The organism is Metabacillus flavus (genome assembly GCF_018283675.1).
Lineage (GTDB): Bacteria > Bacillota > Bacilli > Bacillales > Bacillaceae > Metabacillus_B > Metabacillus_B flavus.
Genome location: NZ_JAGVRK010000001.1, coordinates 2,247,403 through 2,263,848, shown reverse-complemented (window position 1 = coordinate 2,263,848; position 16,446 = coordinate 2,247,403). Strand labels below are relative to the sequence as shown.

Annotated in this window: 18 protein-coding genes; all 18 read left to right on the top strand. The window is 44.0% G+C overall.

What is annotated here, in order from left to right; genetic code table 11:
* Positions 1–65 precede the first annotated feature (65 nt).
* The 18 genes from folE (at position 66) to J9317_RS11550 (ending at position 16,436) form a co-directional block, all read left to right on the top strand.
* The gene (gene folE, locus J9317_RS11635) at positions 66–635 is read left to right on the top strand and encodes a GTP cyclohydrolase I FolE (protein WP_211558777.1); all 570 of its coding nucleotides are present in this window, start codon (positions 66–68) and stop codon (positions 633–635) included.
* A gap of 30 nt (positions 636–665) precedes the next feature.
* Positions 666–893 carry a trp RNA-binding attenuation protein MtrB gene (gene mtrB, locus J9317_RS11630; protein WP_035408631.1) on the top strand — a complete coding sequence of 76 codons (228 nt, stop codon included), beginning with the start codon at positions 666–668 and terminating at the stop codon, positions 891–893.
* Positions 894–1,072: 179 nt separating this feature from the next.
* A complete protein-coding gene (locus J9317_RS11625; protein WP_211558775.1) occupies positions 1,073–1,879 on the top strand; it encodes a heptaprenyl diphosphate synthase component 1 in 807 nt (268 codons plus the stop codon).
* A gap of 2 nt (positions 1,880–1,881) precedes the next feature.
* Complete coding sequence (locus J9317_RS11620; RefSeq protein ID WP_211558773.1) at positions 1,882–2,592, top strand: demethylmenaquinone methyltransferase; 711 nt, start codon at positions 1,882–1,884, stop codon at positions 2,590–2,592.
* 24 nt (positions 2,593–2,616) lie between these two features.
* On the top strand, positions 2,617–3,579 hold the full coding sequence (hepT, locus tag J9317_RS11615; RefSeq protein WP_211558770.1) for a heptaprenyl diphosphate synthase component II: 963 nt from the start codon (positions 2,617–2,619) through the stop codon (positions 3,577–3,579).
* A gap of 94 nt (positions 3,580–3,673) precedes the next feature.
* Positions 3,674–4,123 carry a nucleoside-diphosphate kinase gene (gene ndk / locus J9317_RS11610; protein ID WP_211562314.1) on the top strand — a complete coding sequence of 150 codons (450 nt, stop codon included), beginning with the start codon at positions 3,674–3,676 and terminating at the stop codon, positions 4,121–4,123.
* A gap of 122 nt (positions 4,124–4,245) precedes the next feature.
* Positions 4,246–5,013, top strand: a complete 768-nt coding sequence (locus tag J9317_RS11605) for a CheR family methyltransferase (RefSeq protein WP_211558768.1) — start codon at positions 4,246–4,248, stop codon at positions 5,011–5,013.
* A 93-nt stretch (positions 5,014–5,106) separates the two neighbouring features.
* Positions 5,107–6,279, top strand: a complete 1,173-nt coding sequence (aroC, locus tag J9317_RS11600) for a chorismate synthase (protein WP_211558766.1) — start codon at positions 5,107–5,109, stop codon at positions 6,277–6,279.
* Positions 6,279–7,367 (top strand): 3-dehydroquinate synthase, encoded by a 1,089-nt coding sequence (gene aroB / locus J9317_RS11595; RefSeq protein ID WP_211558764.1) that lies wholly within the window; start codon positions 6,279–6,281, stop codon positions 7,365–7,367. The genes aroC and aroB overlap by 1 nt, the downstream gene beginning before the upstream one ends.
* On the top strand, positions 7,364–7,732 hold the full coding sequence (aroH, locus tag J9317_RS11590; protein WP_211558762.1) for a chorismate mutase: 369 nt from the start codon (positions 7,364–7,366) through the stop codon (positions 7,730–7,732). Before aroB ends, aroH begins: the two co-directional genes overlap by 4 nt.
* Before the next feature lie 304 nt (positions 7,733–8,036).
* Positions 8,037–9,575: an anthranilate synthase component I gene (trpE, locus tag J9317_RS11585; RefSeq protein WP_211558760.1), complete on the top strand. Its 1,539-nt coding sequence runs from the start codon at positions 8,037–8,039 to the stop codon at positions 9,573–9,575.
* A complete protein-coding gene (gene trpD / locus J9317_RS11580) occupies positions 9,547–10,563 on the top strand; it encodes an anthranilate phosphoribosyltransferase (protein WP_211558758.1) in 1,017 nt (338 codons plus the stop codon). The genes trpE and trpD overlap by 29 nt, the downstream gene beginning before the upstream one ends.
* Entirely contained in the window at positions 10,556–11,314 is a 759-nt protein-coding gene (trpC, locus tag J9317_RS11575; protein ID WP_211558756.1) for an indole-3-glycerol phosphate synthase TrpC, read from the top strand. Before trpD ends, trpC begins: the two co-directional genes overlap by 8 nt.
* Positions 11,311–11,964: a phosphoribosylanthranilate isomerase gene (locus J9317_RS11570; protein WP_211558754.1), complete on the top strand. Its 654-nt coding sequence runs from the start codon at positions 11,311–11,313 to the stop codon at positions 11,962–11,964. Before trpC ends, J9317_RS11570 begins: the two co-directional genes overlap by 4 nt.
* Positions 11,948–13,171 (top strand): tryptophan synthase subunit beta, encoded by a 1,224-nt coding sequence (gene trpB / locus J9317_RS11565; protein WP_431190678.1) that lies wholly within the window; start codon positions 11,948–11,950, stop codon positions 13,169–13,171. Before J9317_RS11570 ends, trpB begins: the two co-directional genes overlap by 17 nt.
* Positions 13,137–13,937, top strand: a complete 801-nt coding sequence (gene trpA / locus J9317_RS11560; RefSeq protein ID WP_211558750.1) for a tryptophan synthase subunit alpha — start codon at positions 13,137–13,139, stop codon at positions 13,935–13,937. Before trpB ends, trpA begins: the two co-directional genes overlap by 35 nt.
* A gap of 16 nt (positions 13,938–13,953) precedes the next feature.
* Positions 13,954–15,033: a histidinol-phosphate transaminase gene (gene hisC / locus J9317_RS11555; RefSeq protein WP_211562312.1), complete on the top strand. Its 1,080-nt coding sequence runs from the start codon at positions 13,954–13,956 to the stop codon at positions 15,031–15,033.
* A 299-nt stretch (positions 15,034–15,332) separates the two neighbouring features.
* Positions 15,333–16,436 (top strand): prephenate dehydrogenase, encoded by a 1,104-nt coding sequence (locus tag J9317_RS11550; protein ID WP_211558748.1) that lies wholly within the window; start codon positions 15,333–15,335, stop codon positions 16,434–16,436.
* Positions 16,437–16,446: the final 10 nt, after the last annotated feature.

The following is a 16,446-nucleotide window of genomic DNA, read 5'->3' as shown; positions in this document are numbered from 1 at the left end:
ATGTGCTAGAATCTGAATAAAACGAACGAAAATAATTTTTTGTTATGTACGCAGGAGGCAGCTAAATGAACGAGATTAACCACGGTAAAATTGAAGATGCTGTAAAATTAATCCTGGAAGCGATTGGAGAAGATCCGAACCGCGAAGGGCTGATGGATACCCCTAAGAGGGTTGCCCGCATGTATGCGGAGATTTTTTCAGGCTTAAGTGAAGACCCTTCTGAACACTTCAAAACGATCTTCGGGGAAGACCATGAAGAACTCGTCCTTATAAAAGACATCCCATTTTATTCTATGTGTGAACATCATCTTGTCCCTTTTTACGGTCATGCTCATGTTGCCTATATTCCTAAGGGCGGCAAGGTTACTGGACTGAGCAAGATGGCCAGGGCAGTAGAAGCAGTAGCGAAGCGCCCTCAGCTCCAAGAAAGAATTACGTCTACTGTAGCAGACAGTATTTTAGACACGCTTGAACCGCATGGAGTTATGGTTGTGGTAGAAGCTGAGCATATGTGCATGACCATGCGCGGCGTGAAGAAGCCTGGTTCAAAAACTATTACTTCTGCAGTTAGAGGTGTATTCCAAAATGATCAGTCAGCAAGAGCAGAGGTGCTTTCCCTCATTCGCAGCTCTTGATTATCCTTAATAGATGGGCGGTAGAACAGAATGAAAAATCCGGCGAATGATTTTGTCGTCATCAAAGCCATAGAAGACGGTGTGCACGTCATTGGACTGACACGCGGTTCCGATACACGCTTTCATCATTCAGAGAAATTGGATAAAGGCGAAGTAATGATTGCCCAATTTACAGAGCACACATCTGCAATAAAAGTGCGTGGAAATGCTAAGATCCTGACCAGCCATGGAGAAATGGAAAGCGATCCTAGAAAATAAGTTCAGCGATGGGGAGCAGGCTTAAAGGTGTGCTTCTCTAAGCGCTTCATCGGACGAATACTTATTTAGGGAATGAACGGACAGAATATGTTATAATTATATTTGCCGGTCTTGGCTTTTACGTCTTTGCTAGCAGGTCGAATGGACGATTAAATGATTAGGGGACAAGGGTGATTTCTTTGCAGAACATCTATGAAACATTGGCGGAATTAAAAGAGCGATTAGATCTGAAATTGAGCCATCCGTATTTGGCGCGCTTTTTATCTTCACCTGTAGTGGATGAAGATAAATTGCTTCTATTCTATGCAATTTTAGATGAAGCTCCTGTAACAGAAGAGGAAAAGAAAAATTATACGGTCACAGCTATGCTGGTCCAGATTGCCCTTGATACCCATGATAATGTAACGACTTCTGTTCATGTAGAGAAAGGACAGTTTTTCAAACGGCAGCTTACGGTCCTGGCAGGGGACTATTACAGCGGCCTTTATTATGCTCTTCTGGCAGAAATGAATGATGTCAGGATGGTTCGAACGTTAGCAACGGCGATAAAAGAAATCAACGAACACAAAATAAGGCTGTATGAGGCATCGGACATGGATATGGAAGAAGCGGTCAAAAGCATGCTTGTGATCGAAACAGCATTATGCCAGCATCTTTCAGACCATTTTGGCATTGATCTGTGGAAAGCAGTGTCCAAGAAATTTCTTTCTTATAAACGCCTGTCTGCTGAGAAAATGAGAATGGTATCCGGAAGTTCAATGATGATGAGGAAATATTCATCAGAAAAAGGACCCTTTCAGGATATAGAGACAGTTCGGACGGATTTAATAAAACGGTGCAATTTTTACTTTGATGAGGCGGTTTCACTTGTTGAGAGAAGCCTAGAAAGCTCACATACCATGAAGCAGGCTTTGCTTGGCAGGCTTGAAAATATGAGATTTCATGAAGATACCTTATCCACTAAGCTTGCGGAAGAAGGGTTTTAATAATGCAGCAGTCAAAAGAAGAGCGTGTACATGGGGTATTTGAGAAAATTTCCCCGCATTACGATAAAATGAATTCAGTAATTAGCTTTCAGCGCCATGTGGCTTGGCGTAAAGAAACCATGAAGCGGATGAGCGTTCAGCCGGGAGCAAAAGCTTTGGATGTGTGCTGCGGGACAGCTGACTGGACTCTTGCTCTTGCAGAAGCGGTAGGTCCGGAAGGGGAAGCGATCGGGCTTGATTTCAGCCAGAATATGCTTTCAGTCGGCAATGAAAAGGTAAAGAAATCTGGGATGAAACACGTTTCTCTCCTGCATGGCAATGCTATGGAGCTTCCGTTCCAGGATTCTTCATTTGATTATGTTACCATTGGATTTGGCCTGCGGAATGTGCCCGATTACATGACCGTGCTAAAGGAGATGCAGAGAGTAGTTAAGCCCGGGGGCAAAGTGGTCTGTCTTGAAACCTCACAGCCTGAAATGCCTGGATTTAAACAGCTTTACTACGTGTATTTCCGTTACATTATGCCTCTTTTCGGAAAGGTATTTGCTAAAAGCTTCAAGGAATATTCCTGGCTTCAGGAATCGGCAAGGGACTTTCCAGGAATGAAGGAGCTTGCTGCCATGTTCAGGACAGCAGGACTGGACAACGTGGAAGTGAAGCCTTTTACCGGTGGAGTAGCTGCTATGCATATGGGTTCCAAACCTGTTAAATAACACACTTGATTGTTGGTGGATGGAATGAAATTTAAAAATTTATATACGTTTTTGAACAAAGATCTGGATGTGATTGAACAGGAGCTTGAAAAAGTGGTTCAATCCAGTTATCCAATGCTTAGTGAAGCAGGGCTTGATATGCTCCAGGCAGGCGGAAAACGGATACGCCCGGTTTTTGTGCTGCTATCGGGAATGTTCGGAGATTATCATATTGATAAAATCAAGCACGTAGCTGTGGCTCTTGAAATCATCCATATGGCGACTCTCGTCCATGACGATGTAATTGATGATGCAGAACTCCGAAGGGGAAGACCGACCGTCAAAGCAAGGTGGGACAACCGAATCGCCATGTATACTGGTGATTATTTGCTTGCAAAATCTCTTGAACAAATGACGGCACTCGAAGATCCGCTCGCTCATAAGATTCTCTCCCGGACAATCGTAGACGTAGTCATTGGAGAAATCGAGCAGCTTAAAGATAAATATCGATACGAACAGTCATTGAAGGACTACCTGAAGAGAATAAAAAGGAAAACCGCCATACTAATTGCGACTAGCTGCCAGCTCGGGGCTATATCGGCCGGTACGGCTCCAGAGCTGCATAAAAAATTATATTGGTTCGGCTATAATGTAGGGATGTCTTTCCAAATTATAGATGATATTCTTGATTTTACTTCCTCTGAAAAGGAGCTCGGAAAGCCGGTTGGAAGCGACCTTCTGCAGGGGAATATTACGCTTCCGGTACTGATTTCAATGGAGGACCGGGAATTAAGAAAGGAAATTATAAAAATAAGCGCTGAGACGAAGCCTGATGAAATCAAACCGCTTATTGACGCCATAAAAAAATCAGGTGCTATTGAGAAATCCTACGATGTAAGCAACCGCTATCTTGACAAAGCTTTCGCGCTGCTTAATGAAATGCCCTCCAATAAGGCTAGAAGCACGATGCACTCGATTGCGAAATATATTGGAAAAAGAAAAATTTAATTCATTTCTCCACTCCTGATTGTAAATTGATAGTAAAAATGGTACGATTCTAAAGGGTAAATGAAAACCCATACATAATTTGACGGGGTGGAGAATTGTGGAAAATACTTTTTTGATGGTCAAACCTGATGGTGTTCAGAGACAATTAATCGGGGAAATTTTGCAAAGGTTTGAAAGAAAGGGCTTTCAATTGGCCGGCGCTAAATTAATGCAGATTTCTCAGGAACTTGCTGAAGAGCACTATGGGGAACATAAGGGGAAAAGTTTTTATAATGAGCTTGTAGAATTTATTACTTCCGGTCCAGTTTTTGCAATGGTCTGGCAAGGGGAGAATGTCATCGAGACATCCCGCCAGATGATGGGGAAAACGAATCCGAAGGAAGCACTTCCGGGCACCATCAGAGGGGATTATGGTGTGATTGTCGGGAAGAACATTATTCACGGATCTGACTCGCCTGAAGCTGCTGAAAGAGAGATTGGTCTTTTCTTCAAGCCGGAAGAGCTTGTCGGATACGAAAAACTAATGAATAGCTGCATTTATTAATTTTTTCGGTCAGCCTGCCAGGCTGGCCTTTTTTTGTTTTCCCGTCCCAATTTAAGCCCATAATACGCTATACTCATTGTAAAGAATTAGCAGAGAATAGAGCAAACAGGAGAATTGGATATATGGATGAATACCAGCTTTTCGCAAAAAATATTTATCAGCTGACAAGAATTGACCTTACCTTATACAAAGAGGCACAAATGAAAAGAAGATTAACCTCCCTTTATGAAAAAAAAGGCTTCACTTCCTTTACCGTCTATTTTCAGGAACTGAAAAAAAATGATGCGCTTCTGCTTGAATTTCTCGACCGGATGACGATTAATGTATCCGAGTTTTTCCGGAACAGTAAGCGCTGGGAGGTACTTGAGAAGAAGGTTCTTCCGGAGCTCTCGGCAGATAAAACAAATCTTAAAATATGGAGTGCTGCCTGTTCTACGGGCGAAGAACCATACACGCTTGCAATGATTGCTAAACATATTGGCATTAAGGAACCCTGGATCCTTGCAACGGATCTGGATGAGAACGTTCTTGCGAGAGCAAAGCTAGGATTATATGCTGAACGGGCCATGAAAGAGGTTCCCGAACAAATAAAAAGGGGCTATTTTCATACTCAGGAGGATTCTTTTGAAGTAAAAGAAGATATTAAAAGAATGGTGCAGTTTAAAAAGCATAATCTCCTTTCAGATCCTTATGACAGCCAGCTTGATCTGATTGTATGCCGCAATGTGCTGATCTACTTTACAGAGGAAGCAAAAGAAATCGTCTACAGCAGGTTCAGCCAGTCATTAAAAAGAGGGGGCTATTTATTCGTCGGCAGCACAGAACAAATCTTTCATCCTGATAAATATGGATTTGAATCAGCAGAGCCGTTTTTCTACCGTAAAAAATAAGCTGATGCTACTTTTTATAAAAAATTTATGGTATAGTGTCTTATAATCAATTTATACATAAAAGCGTTAACGCGTTGAAGGGAGAGTCCGCCGATGAGATATTTAACATCTGGTGAGTCACATGGACCGCAGCTGACTGCTATTCTTGAGGGGATTCCGGCAGGTCTGCACCTGACTGCGGAAGACATCAACAAAGATTTAGCCCGCAGACAAAAAGGGCACGGCAGAGGCAGGAGAATGCAAATTGAAAAGGATCAGGTCTTTATTGCCGGCGGTGTGCGGCACGGGAAGACGCTGGGTTCTCCCATTGCTTTAATAGTTGAAAATAAAGACTGGAAGCATTGGACGAAAATTATGGGTGCTGAGCCAATAGAAGAAAGTGAAGAATTGGAAGTAAAGCGGCAGATCAGCCGCCCAAGACCCGGTCATGCCGATTTAAATGGAGCTATTAAATACGGGCACCGTGATATGAGAAATGTGCTGGAACGATCTTCTGCAAGAGAAACAACGGTCAGGGTAGCTGCTGGAGCAGTGGCAAAGAGAATTCTGGAAGACTGCGGGATTAAAATTGCCGGCCATGTGCTTGAAATTGGCGGAATTCGGTCTGAACATTCACCCTTCTCGAGCGTAGATGAATTAATTGCTAAAACGGAAGATTCTCCAGTCCGCTGTGCGGATGAAAAGGCTGCAGTTAAAATGATGGAAGCAATCGACCAGGCAAAAGAAAATGGCGATTCCATCGGAGGAATAGTAGAAGTAGTCGCAGAGGGTATGCCTCCGGGTGTAGGAAGCTATGTTCATTATGACCGGAAATTGGATGCGAAAATTGCTGCGGCGATTATGAGTATAAATGCTTTTAAAGGCGCTGAAATCGGCATTGGTTTTGAGGCGGGAAGACTGTTTGGAAGCCAGGTTCATGATGAAATTGCCTGGGATGAGGATCGGGGGTACTACCGGAAGACGAATCGTCTTGGAGGACTCGAAGGCGGTATGACGACTGGTATGCCAATTATCGCAAGGGGTGTCATGAAGCCGATTCCGACTTTGTATAAACCTCTGCAAAGCGTCGATATTGAAACGAAAGAGGCTTTTTCAGCTAGTATAGAACGATCTGACAGCTGTGCTGTTCCTGCTGCAAGCGTTGTTGCTGAGGCTGTAGTTGCATGGGAGTTAGCAGCGGCAATAACAGAGCAATTTGGTCAGGACCGTATGGATTTAATCCGGGAAAATGCTGAAAAAATGCGCCAGCGTGCGAGGGAATTTTAATGAAATCGGTAACCGTAGCAGCAGAAACCCCTTATCCTGTTTTAATTGGAAACGGGTCGCTTGACTCCTTGGAAAAGGTGCTGGCTGATGGGGGAGGAGCTCCCAAAAAAATACTGCTGATTACAGATGATACCGTACACCGGCTTTATGGGGAATTTGTGAAAGAAAGGCTTGAAACCATTTCTCCTGTAGAGGTGTTTGTAGTCCAGAGCGGGGAAGCAGCAAAATCCTTTGAACAGTATTATGCTATCCTTACGTACGCACTGGAAAAAGGCTTGGACAGGAAAAGCATGGTTGCAGCACTCGGAGGCGGGGTTGTAGGAGACCTTGCAGGATTTGCTGCCGCTACCTTTATGAGGGGAATTCCTTTTGTTCAGATTCCCACCACCTTGCTTGCCCATGACAGCGCTGTCGGAGGCAAAACGGCTATTAATCATCCAAAAGGCAAAAACATGATCGGTGCTTTTTACCAGCCAAAGGCCGTTTTTTTTGAACCGCAGTTTTTAGCAAGTCTTCCTGCTGCCGAAATGCGATCAGGGATGGCTGAAGTAATCAAGCATGCTATGATTGCTGATGCATCTTTTCTTTCCTGGCTGAAAAAAGATCTTTCTGCGGTTATGAATCCAAATGAAGACCAGCTTGTCCGGATGATCACTGAGGGGATAAAAATTAAAGCAGACATCGTTTCTCAGGATGAAAAGGAAACGGGTGTAAGAGCTTATTTGAATTTCGGACACACCCTGGGCCATGCTATTGAAGCAGCGCTTGGCTATGGCAGAATAACGCATGGGGATGCAGTAGCAGCAGGAATGCTTTTTGCTGTTTGGCTAAGTGAAAAAGAGCTGGGTGCAGACCTGTCTTTTACTAAGCTGAAGACTTGGTTTGAAGAAATTGGATTTCCGGCGGCTGTTCCGGAAGAGCTAACTTCAGAAATACTGATGAATTTTATGCTCGCTGATAAAAAGACGGCATCAGGCAAAGTGAATATGGTGCTTTTGAAAGAAATCGGAACACCTGTTATCCATTCCTATCTTCCTGAAAGACTTCAAGCCTTGCTGGAAGAATTTCGAAAGGAGGAGATTGTTTGATAAGAGGAATTAGAGGCGCTACGACATCTCCTGACAATACAAAAGAATCGATTTGGGCCGTCTCTGAACAGCTTTTCAGAAAAATAGCCACAGATAATAATATCGTTCCTGAAAAGGTATCAAGTGTCATTATTACGGCAACGAAGGATCTTGATGCTGCGTTTCCTGCAAAGGCACTAAGGGAATTGGATGGATGGAAGCATGTACCGGTTATGTGCATGGCAGAAATAGACGTCCCTGGAGCCTTGGAAAAATGCATTCGCGTTATGATGAACGTTGATACAGAATTGAAGCAGGATCATGTACAGCATGTTTATTTAGAAGGGGCTGTAGTGCTAAGACCGGATTTGATTCAATCGCAGTAAACCCTTCAGCGTTGACATAGAATCGCATACGTACTAGAATATTCAATAAGTTCAAGAGAGTAATTAGTTGAGAGCAAGAGCAGAGAAGAGTTTAGGGTAGCTGAGAATGATTGAGTATAGCTGAGGAATCACTTTCTTGTATATGATTCGGACTATGCTGCCCAAGGACACACGTGTGTGTTTTTGGGCTTATTTTGTTATAGGCGAGATGCTTATGTTATTAGGCATACCCAAAATGCATAGCCGGTCAAAAAACCTCCGACTCATCCCATTCTCCTCTGCAAATTTAGAGGAGGAAACAGGAATGAACCATTCAGATTTAACCTCATTTTTACATGATGCAAAAGACTTCCGGACAATTCCGGTCGTCCACACCTACAAAATCGATACATTAACTCCCATTCAAATTTTTAATGCTTTAGAAAAACAGGCGGTCTATATACTGGAAAGCAGCGATCGTGAATCCAGCTGGTCCAATTATTCCTTTATTGGGCTAAATACTGTCTTGACCATAGAAGAAAGACGAGGTGTATTTATTATCCGTGAGAAAAACGGATCAAGTAAATATGAGTCTTCCAGTTTTTCAGACTTGTTCAAGCACCTTGATGAATCACTTCAAATTAAGCTGCCCGAGCTTCCCATCCCATTTAAGGGAGGAGCGGTTGGCTGCATCGGATATGATTCCGTCAGTCTTTTTGAAAAAGTTAAAAAGCATCCCGGATTGAATCCAGCAGAGCCGGTTTGCAGCCTTGCTGTATGCAGCACATATATAGCGCTCGATCATACCGAGAATCAGCTGTACATTATCGAATTTTCCTTTTTGAACGGAAAGGAAGAGGAAGCAGAGCTCACCTCCCGGTATCAAAAAGCAGAAGCAAAAATAAAAAGTCTTTTGCAGGAGCTGGAAGAGAAAAAGCCGCTGAAAGAAATGTTTTTAAGCTATGATCAAAGGTCAAACGTCCGTTTCGATGAGGTCCAATCGAACATGGAAAAAGAAGAATTCATTGAAAAAGTCCGGAAAATAAAAAAATATATTGCTTCCGGAGATGTTTTTCAAACAGTCCTTTCCCAAAGATTCGAAGTCCCGATTCAGGCAAATGGATTTGATTTATACAGAATCCTGCGGAAGGTTAATCCTTCTCCCTATCTTTTTTATTTGAAATTAGACGGCATCGAAATCGTAGGAAGCTCTCCTGAACGATTGATTCATGTTCAAAACGGCCATTTGGAAATTCATCCGATTGCCGGCACAAGGAAGAGGGGCAGGAATGAGCAGGAGGATGCTGTCCTGGCAGAAAGCCTTCTCGCTGATGAAAAAGAAAAGGCAGAACATCTGATGCTTGTTGACCTTGCAAGAAATGATATTGGCAGAGTGGCAGCCTATCATTCTGTAAAAACCGAAAACTATATGGAACTGACGTATTTTTCACATGTTATGCACTTGCTTTCCAAGGTGACCGGACATCTGAGGGAGGATATTCATCCGACTGATGCATTGCTTGCTTCGTTCCCTGCAGGTACGGTTTCCGGAGCACCAAAAGTGAGGGCGATGGAAATCCTGCAGGAGCTTGAGCCCACTCCTAGAAATCAATATGCCGGGAGTATTGCTTATATAGGGTTCGACGGCAATATTGATTCATGCATTGCCATCCGCACAGCTGTAGTAAAGGGCAATAAGGCTTATGTACAGGCGGGAGCAGGTATTGTCGCTGATTCCATACCGGAAAACGAGTATGAGGAAACGAGAAGCAAGGCAAGCGCATTGATTCAAGCAATCGAACTGGCAAACGATCATTTTGGCAAGGAGGTCCGACATGAAAAACATTCTATCACGAGCCGTTGAAGGTAGACGTTTTACGAGACTTGAAGCGAAAGAGGCCATGCTTGAAATTATGGAGGGGCAAGCAACACCAAGCCAGATTGCCAGTTTTTTATCCATTCTAAGAGTAAGAGGAGAAACCGTGGAAGAAATCATCGGCTTTACTGAGGCGATGAAAGAAAAAATGATTGTTATCCAAGGACTGGAGAGTGCCGTTGATACATGCGGAACGGGCGGCGATCACGCCTCGACCTTTAACATATCAACGTCTGCTGCCATTGCAGCTTCATCTTTCGGAGTGAAAGTAGCCAAACATGGAAACCGTTCCTTCACCTCCAAGAGCGGGAGTGCTGATGTACTGGAAGAATTAGGGATCAAGCCTCTGGAATCCCCTCAGGAGGCGGCGGCAGAAGTTGAAAAAAATCACATGGGATTTCTGTTTGCCCCTCTGTACCATACGTCGATGAAGCATGCAGTTAACCCGAGAAAGGAAATTGGATTTAGAACTGCTTTTAATCTTCTTGGGCCGTTAGCTAATCCGGCGAATGCTTCAAGGCAGGTGATTGGGGTATTCTCAGATCGGTATGCTGAATTAATGGCTAAAGCGATATGTGAGCTTGGAACAGAACATGCCCTACTGGTAACAGGAGCAGACGGACTTGACGAAATCACGATTACAGATGAAACGTATGTCTTGGAGGTTAGGGGCGGAAAGATTTCACGATATACGATATCTCCTGAAGAATTTGGAATGAAGCGCGGGAATCCGCTTGACTTGAAAGCAGCCAATCCGCAGGAAAGCGCCTCGCTTATATGCCAGGCATTCCAAAATAAAGGGCCTGAAGCCGTAAAAGACATTATTTCCTTAAATGCAGGCGCTGCCCTTTATACAGCCGGATATTCCGGCAGCCTGAAAGAAGGCGTCCGCTTATCCAAACAAGCCCTCATATCCGGAAAGGCACTTGTACAGCTTGAGAGGCTGCAGATGAAAAAGGAGGAGAAATATGCTTAGCCAAATCCTTGACCATAAAAAAACAGAAATCCTTGCCTATCAGAAACCTGAGGATCAAATGCTCCCAAAACGGCCGTTTTATCAAGCGCTAAAAAACCCGAATCGATCGATCGGACTGATTTCAGAAGTGAAGAAGGCATCCCCTTCAAAAGGGATTATAAAAGATCTTTTTTCTCCCGGAATTCATGCAAAACAATATGAGCTTGGAGGGGCCGACTGTTTATCTGTGCTGACAGACAGCAAATTTTTTAAAGGGGAAAACAGCTATTTGAGTCTTGCGAAGCGTGAAACGAGCCTGCCTGTGCTGAGGAAGGATTTTATCGTCGATCACGTTCAAGTAGAAGAATCTGATCTTATCGGGGCTGATGCCATTCTTCTTATTGGAGAAGCGCTGGATCCTTCCTTCCTTGCGGAGCTGTATCATCATGCAAGAGAGCGCGGGATGGATGCTTTAGTAGAAGTCCATTCTGTTCAGATTCTTGAGAGAATTTTAAAAGAGATCACGCCGGAGCTGATTGGTGTGAACAACCGTGACTTGACCACATTTCAGACAGACATCAGAAGAGCAGGGGACTTTATAGGATATATCCCAGAGGGTTCATTATTAGTAAGCGAAAGCGGAATTCATACAAAAGCCGATCTTGATTTAGTTAAAGAATATGGAGCACATGCCGTATTGGTTGGCGAATCGCTGATGAGGCATCAAGACCAGGGGATAGCCGTGAAAAATCTGTTTGGTGAAGCGGAATGAAGCGTCCGCTCCTTAAGTATTGCGGCAATAAAAACAGAGAGGATTACAGACTTTCAAGCCGCTCAGAAGCGGACTGCATTGGGTTTATTTTCGCTGAAAGCAAACGGAGAACCGAACCATCTGAAGTTAAAGAATGGATGGATGAGTTTGGAAAAAACGGTAAGAAGCATGTCGGAGTATTTGTGAATCCAACTTTGGGGGAGGTTGAGGAAGCATGCCGCATTTTAAATTTGGATGCTGTTCAATTTCATGGAGAAGAACCACTTTCTTTGCTGGAAGAATTTAAACAGAGGAATGGTCAGGAAATATGGAAAGCGATCAGGCACGGTGAGTCTGCGCTTAGAAAGATGGCTCATTATGGACCGGCCGCAGATGTATTTTTAATCGACAGCAGTGTAAAGGGGTCATGGGGCGGAACGGGAGTGTCCTTTGACTGGTCATTAGCGGGAAGTTATATAAAGCAAGCTGAGCAGATGGGCAAACCCTGTTTCATTGCAGGGGGGGTCAGCCCGGACAATGTAATAGATCTCTTGAAAATCGATCCCGCAGGAATAGACCTTGCGAGCGGAGTTGAACGGAATGGCATCAAGGATGAAAGATTGCTGAAAAATTTTGAGAAGAGGGTGTTTGATTATGTATCCGGACATTAAAGGAAGATATGGAGATTTTGGAGGGAAATTTGTTCCCGAGACGTTAATGGAACCGCTTGAAGAGCTTGAAAATGCCTACCGGGATGCGGCGGCTGACCCTGCATTCGGAGAGGAATATGTTCGCCTCCTTAAGGAATACTCAGGAAGACCTACAGCGTTGACATTCGCTGAAAACCTTACGAAATCAATAGGCGGAGCGTCCATCTATTTGAAACGTGAAGATCTGAATCATACAGGTGCACACAAAATTAATAATGCAATCGGACAGGCGCTGCTTGCAAAACGTATGGGCAAGAATCAGCTTATCGCAGAAACAGGTGCAGGCCAGCATGGAGTCGCTGCTGCTACGGTCGCTGCAAAATTTGGTATGAAATGCAAAGTGTTCATGGGTGCTGAAGATGTTGAGAGGCAGCAGCTGAATGTCTTCAGAATGGAATTGCTCGGAGCTGAAGTGGTCCCTGTCCATTCAGGGAGTAAGACATTGAAGGATGCAACTAATGAAGCAATCAGGTACTGGGTCCAGCATTGTGAAGACCATTTTTATATGATCGGGTCTGTAGTAGGTCCCCACCCTTATCCTATGATAGTCAGAGATTTTCAAAAGGTAATAGGGGAGGAATCAAAAAAGCAATTTGCCGAAAGAACGGGAGGATTGCCTGATAAAGTGATTGCGTGTGTAGGAGGCGGGAGCAATGCAATCGGCATGTTCCATCCTTTCCTTAATGATGAAGTGGAACTAATTGGGGTGGAAGCGGCCGGAAAAGGAATTGATACTCCGCTTCATGCTGCGACAATTACAAAAGGAACGAATGGAGTGATCCACGGATCCTTAACTTATTTAATTCAGGACGAATTTGGACAAATCATAGAACCGTATTCCATCTCAGCAGGGCTTGATTATCCGGGTGTCGGTCCTGAACATGCCCATCTGGCAGACACAGGAAGAGTTCAGTATATTTCCGCTACAGATCAGGAAGCACTCGATGCGCTCCATAGGACTGCGAAAGAAGAAGGTCTGCTGGCAGCCATAGAATCAGCGCATGCTTTGGCGAAGGCCTTTATAATTGCTGAAACGATGTCCCCGGAACAGTCCATCCTGGTATGCTTGTCCGGGCGCGGAGATAAAGATGTTCATACCCTTATGAAAGCTTTGAAAGGAGAAGTGGATCAAGATGAATTACTTTCAATCTCTAATGGAGCAAAATAAAAAACTTTTCATTCCTTTTATCACAGCAGGTGACCCGGATGCAGAAGCAACGATTGCCCTTGCTTTATCTCTCCAAAATGCTGGAGCATCAGCGATCGAACTTGGTATTCCTTACTCTGATCCGCTTGCGGACGGCCCTGTTATTCAGCGTGCTTCAGGAAGGGCGCTGAAACAGGGGATGAATATTGTAAAAGCGATGGAACTTGTGCCCAAAATGAGGGAAAATGGAGTAGAGATTCCTGTCATCCTGTTCACTTATTACAATCCTGTGTTACAATTAGGGGAAGAGAACTTTTTCGCTTTAATGCGCGAAAATAACGTGGATGGTCTGCTCATTCCGGATTTGCCGTTTGAAGAAAATCAACGGATCCGCACACGCTGCAAAGCTGAAAATCTTTATTTCATCTCTATGGTTGCCCCGACTTCTTCTTCCCGCTTGAAGAAAATTGCGGAGGCATCTGAAGGGTTCCTGTACTGTGTTTCTTCTCTCGGGGTAACAGGAGAGCGAAAAGAGTTTGATCAAAACGTTTTTAATTTCATTAAAGAGGTGAAAGCTGTCTCACCGATTCCAGTGGCAGTGGGATTTGGGATTTCCTCCGGTGAGCAGGCCAGAAAAATGAATGAAGCCGGTGATGGTGTTGTAGTAGGAAGCTCTATTATTCGCCAAGTGGAAGAGCTTCATGATCAGCTTATTTCTAAAGCTGACCGTGATGAAGCCCTTCAAAAGATAGAGGCCTTCGCCAGATCTTTCGTTCAAACTGTCTAGGGAGAGGTGTTTTGTGATGGAAGTAAAAAGCCAGCTGCTTGATTTAAAACCTTATCAGCCGGGCAAACCAATTGATGAAGTGAAGAAAGAATACGGTTTGGACCATATCGTAAAATTGGCTTCGAATGAGAATCCATATGGGTATTCCCCTAAAGCGAAGGAGGCTATTGAAAGGGAACTGAGCCAGCTTGCCTTGTATCCGGATGGATACAGTGCTGAGCTTCGCGAAAAACTTTCGGCTATTCTTGGTGTGGATAAGAATCAGCTCATTTTTGGGAATGGATCGGATGAAATTGTTCAAATAATTTGCAGATCGCTGCTTGACCATCAGTCCAATACGGTCATGGCCACTCCAACATTCCCTCAGTACCGTCATAATGCGGTCATTGAAAATGCGGAAATCAGAGAGGTGCCGCTAAAAGGCGGAGAACACGATCTTGATGCAATGCTTGGCGCCATTGACGAATATACAAAGGTGGTCTGGGTTTGCAGCCCGAATAATCCAACAGGGAACTATGTGGATCAAAGCCGATTAGAGGCGTTCCTTGAAAAGGTTCCATCCTCTGTGCTCGTCGTTCTTGACGAAGCGTATTATGAATACGTAACAGCAGAGGATTTTCCGGATTCGCTTACTTTTCTGCACACGTACGAAAATGTCATGATTCTCCGGACTTTCTCCAAAGCCTATGGACTTGCAGCACTGAGAATCGGATATGGAATTGGCTGCAAAAGCCTGGTGCAGAAAATTGAGCCGGCAAGAGAGCCCTTTAACACGAGCAGAATTGCTCAAGCTGCAGCACTTGCAGCACTGGATGATCAGGAATTCATCGAAAGCTGCCGAACTCGAAACAAAGCTGGTTTGCAGCAGTATTATGCTTTTTGCGAAGAAATGAAGCTTTCCTGCTATCCTTCTGAAGGAAACTTCATCCTGATTGATTTCAGCCGTGATGCAAATACTCTGTTTCAGCAGCTGCTTGAGCGCGGTTATATTGTCAGATCAGGGGCCGCTCTGGGGTTCCCAACGTCATTGAGAATTACAGTGGGGTCGGAGGAACAAAATCGTGAAATAATAGATTTATTAAAAACGCTGCTGTAAAGAGGCAGGGAGCCTCTTTTGCAGTTTTTATAAAAAGCTCTTTTCTAAAGACTATGTTTAGCATGATGAATTTTTTAACACCTGTTGTTAGAGAGAAAAGCGAACGCCTGCAGCGGAAATCAACAGCTAATTTTAAAAAAGCTTTCCATAAAGACTGTTGTTTTTAATTTGGTTCTTTAAACGAATCCTGCTTAGGCTGGCGGGAGCGGAAATCAACATGAAAAAACAACAAAGCTTGCGAAACAGTCTTCTAAAAAGACCATCATCAGATTTTTCACCTTACGATAGGATGTGCCAAAATGAGAAACCAGCTATTTTTTATCGGACTCGGCCTCATTGGCGGGTCTTTAGCCATGGCGGTAAAAAAAGAACATCCCGCCTGCAGAATTACAGGGTATGATATTGAATCTGAACAAGCCCGGCTTGGCGCAACGCTAGGTGTCATTGATGAGGCGGTTTCTTCGATTGAAGAGGGAGCAAAAAATGCAGACTGCATTATCCTTTCTGCTCCTGTACAGCAAACGCTGCTAATTATGGATCAGCTAAGCAAAATGCCTTTGAAAAAAGGAGTAATTATTACTGATGTCGGCAGCACAAAGGAAACGATTGACCGTCATGCTAACGAGATTTTTCCTAAAGATATGATTTTCATAGGCGGGCACCCGATGGCAGGTTCTCATAAATCTGGTGTTTCAGCGGCAAAAGCCCACCTCTTTGAAAATGCATTTTATGTGCTCTGCGATTCAAGCGGCGAGCACGCACCATACATAGAAGAATTAAAAATCCTATTCGCAGGCACAAAAGCAAACTTTGTCATCATGAAGCCAAAGGAACACGACTTGATAACAGGTGTAATCAGCCATTTCCCTCATATCATTGCAGCCGGGCTCGTTCATCAGGCCGTACAGCATGAAGAGGAAAATCCGCTTACAAGAAGGCTTGCAGCCGGCGGCTTCCGGGATATTACGAGAATTGCTTCAAGCAGTCCGGCAATGTGGCGGGATATTTTGCTGCAAAATAAAGAACATATGCTTCAGCTTTTTGATAAGTGGTCTCAGGAAATGGAGCGCGTCCGTGATTTCATTGGGGCAGAAGACAGCAGCGCGATTTATGAGTATTTTGATGAAGCAAAAGAATTTCGCGACGGACTTCCGGTCAAACAGCAGGGAGCCATTCCATCCTTCTATGATTTGTACATAGATGTCCCCGACTATCCGGGTGTGATATCAGAAATTACCGGATACCTTGCAAAGGAGAACATAAGCATTACAAATATCAGAATTATTGAAACAAGAGAAGATATTAACGGGGTTTTACGGATAAGCTTTCAAAGAGAAGCAGACCGTGAGAGAGCAAGAAATTGTATTGCAAAATACACGAGCTATGGAACGTTTTTTGGCTAGGAGGAAATCA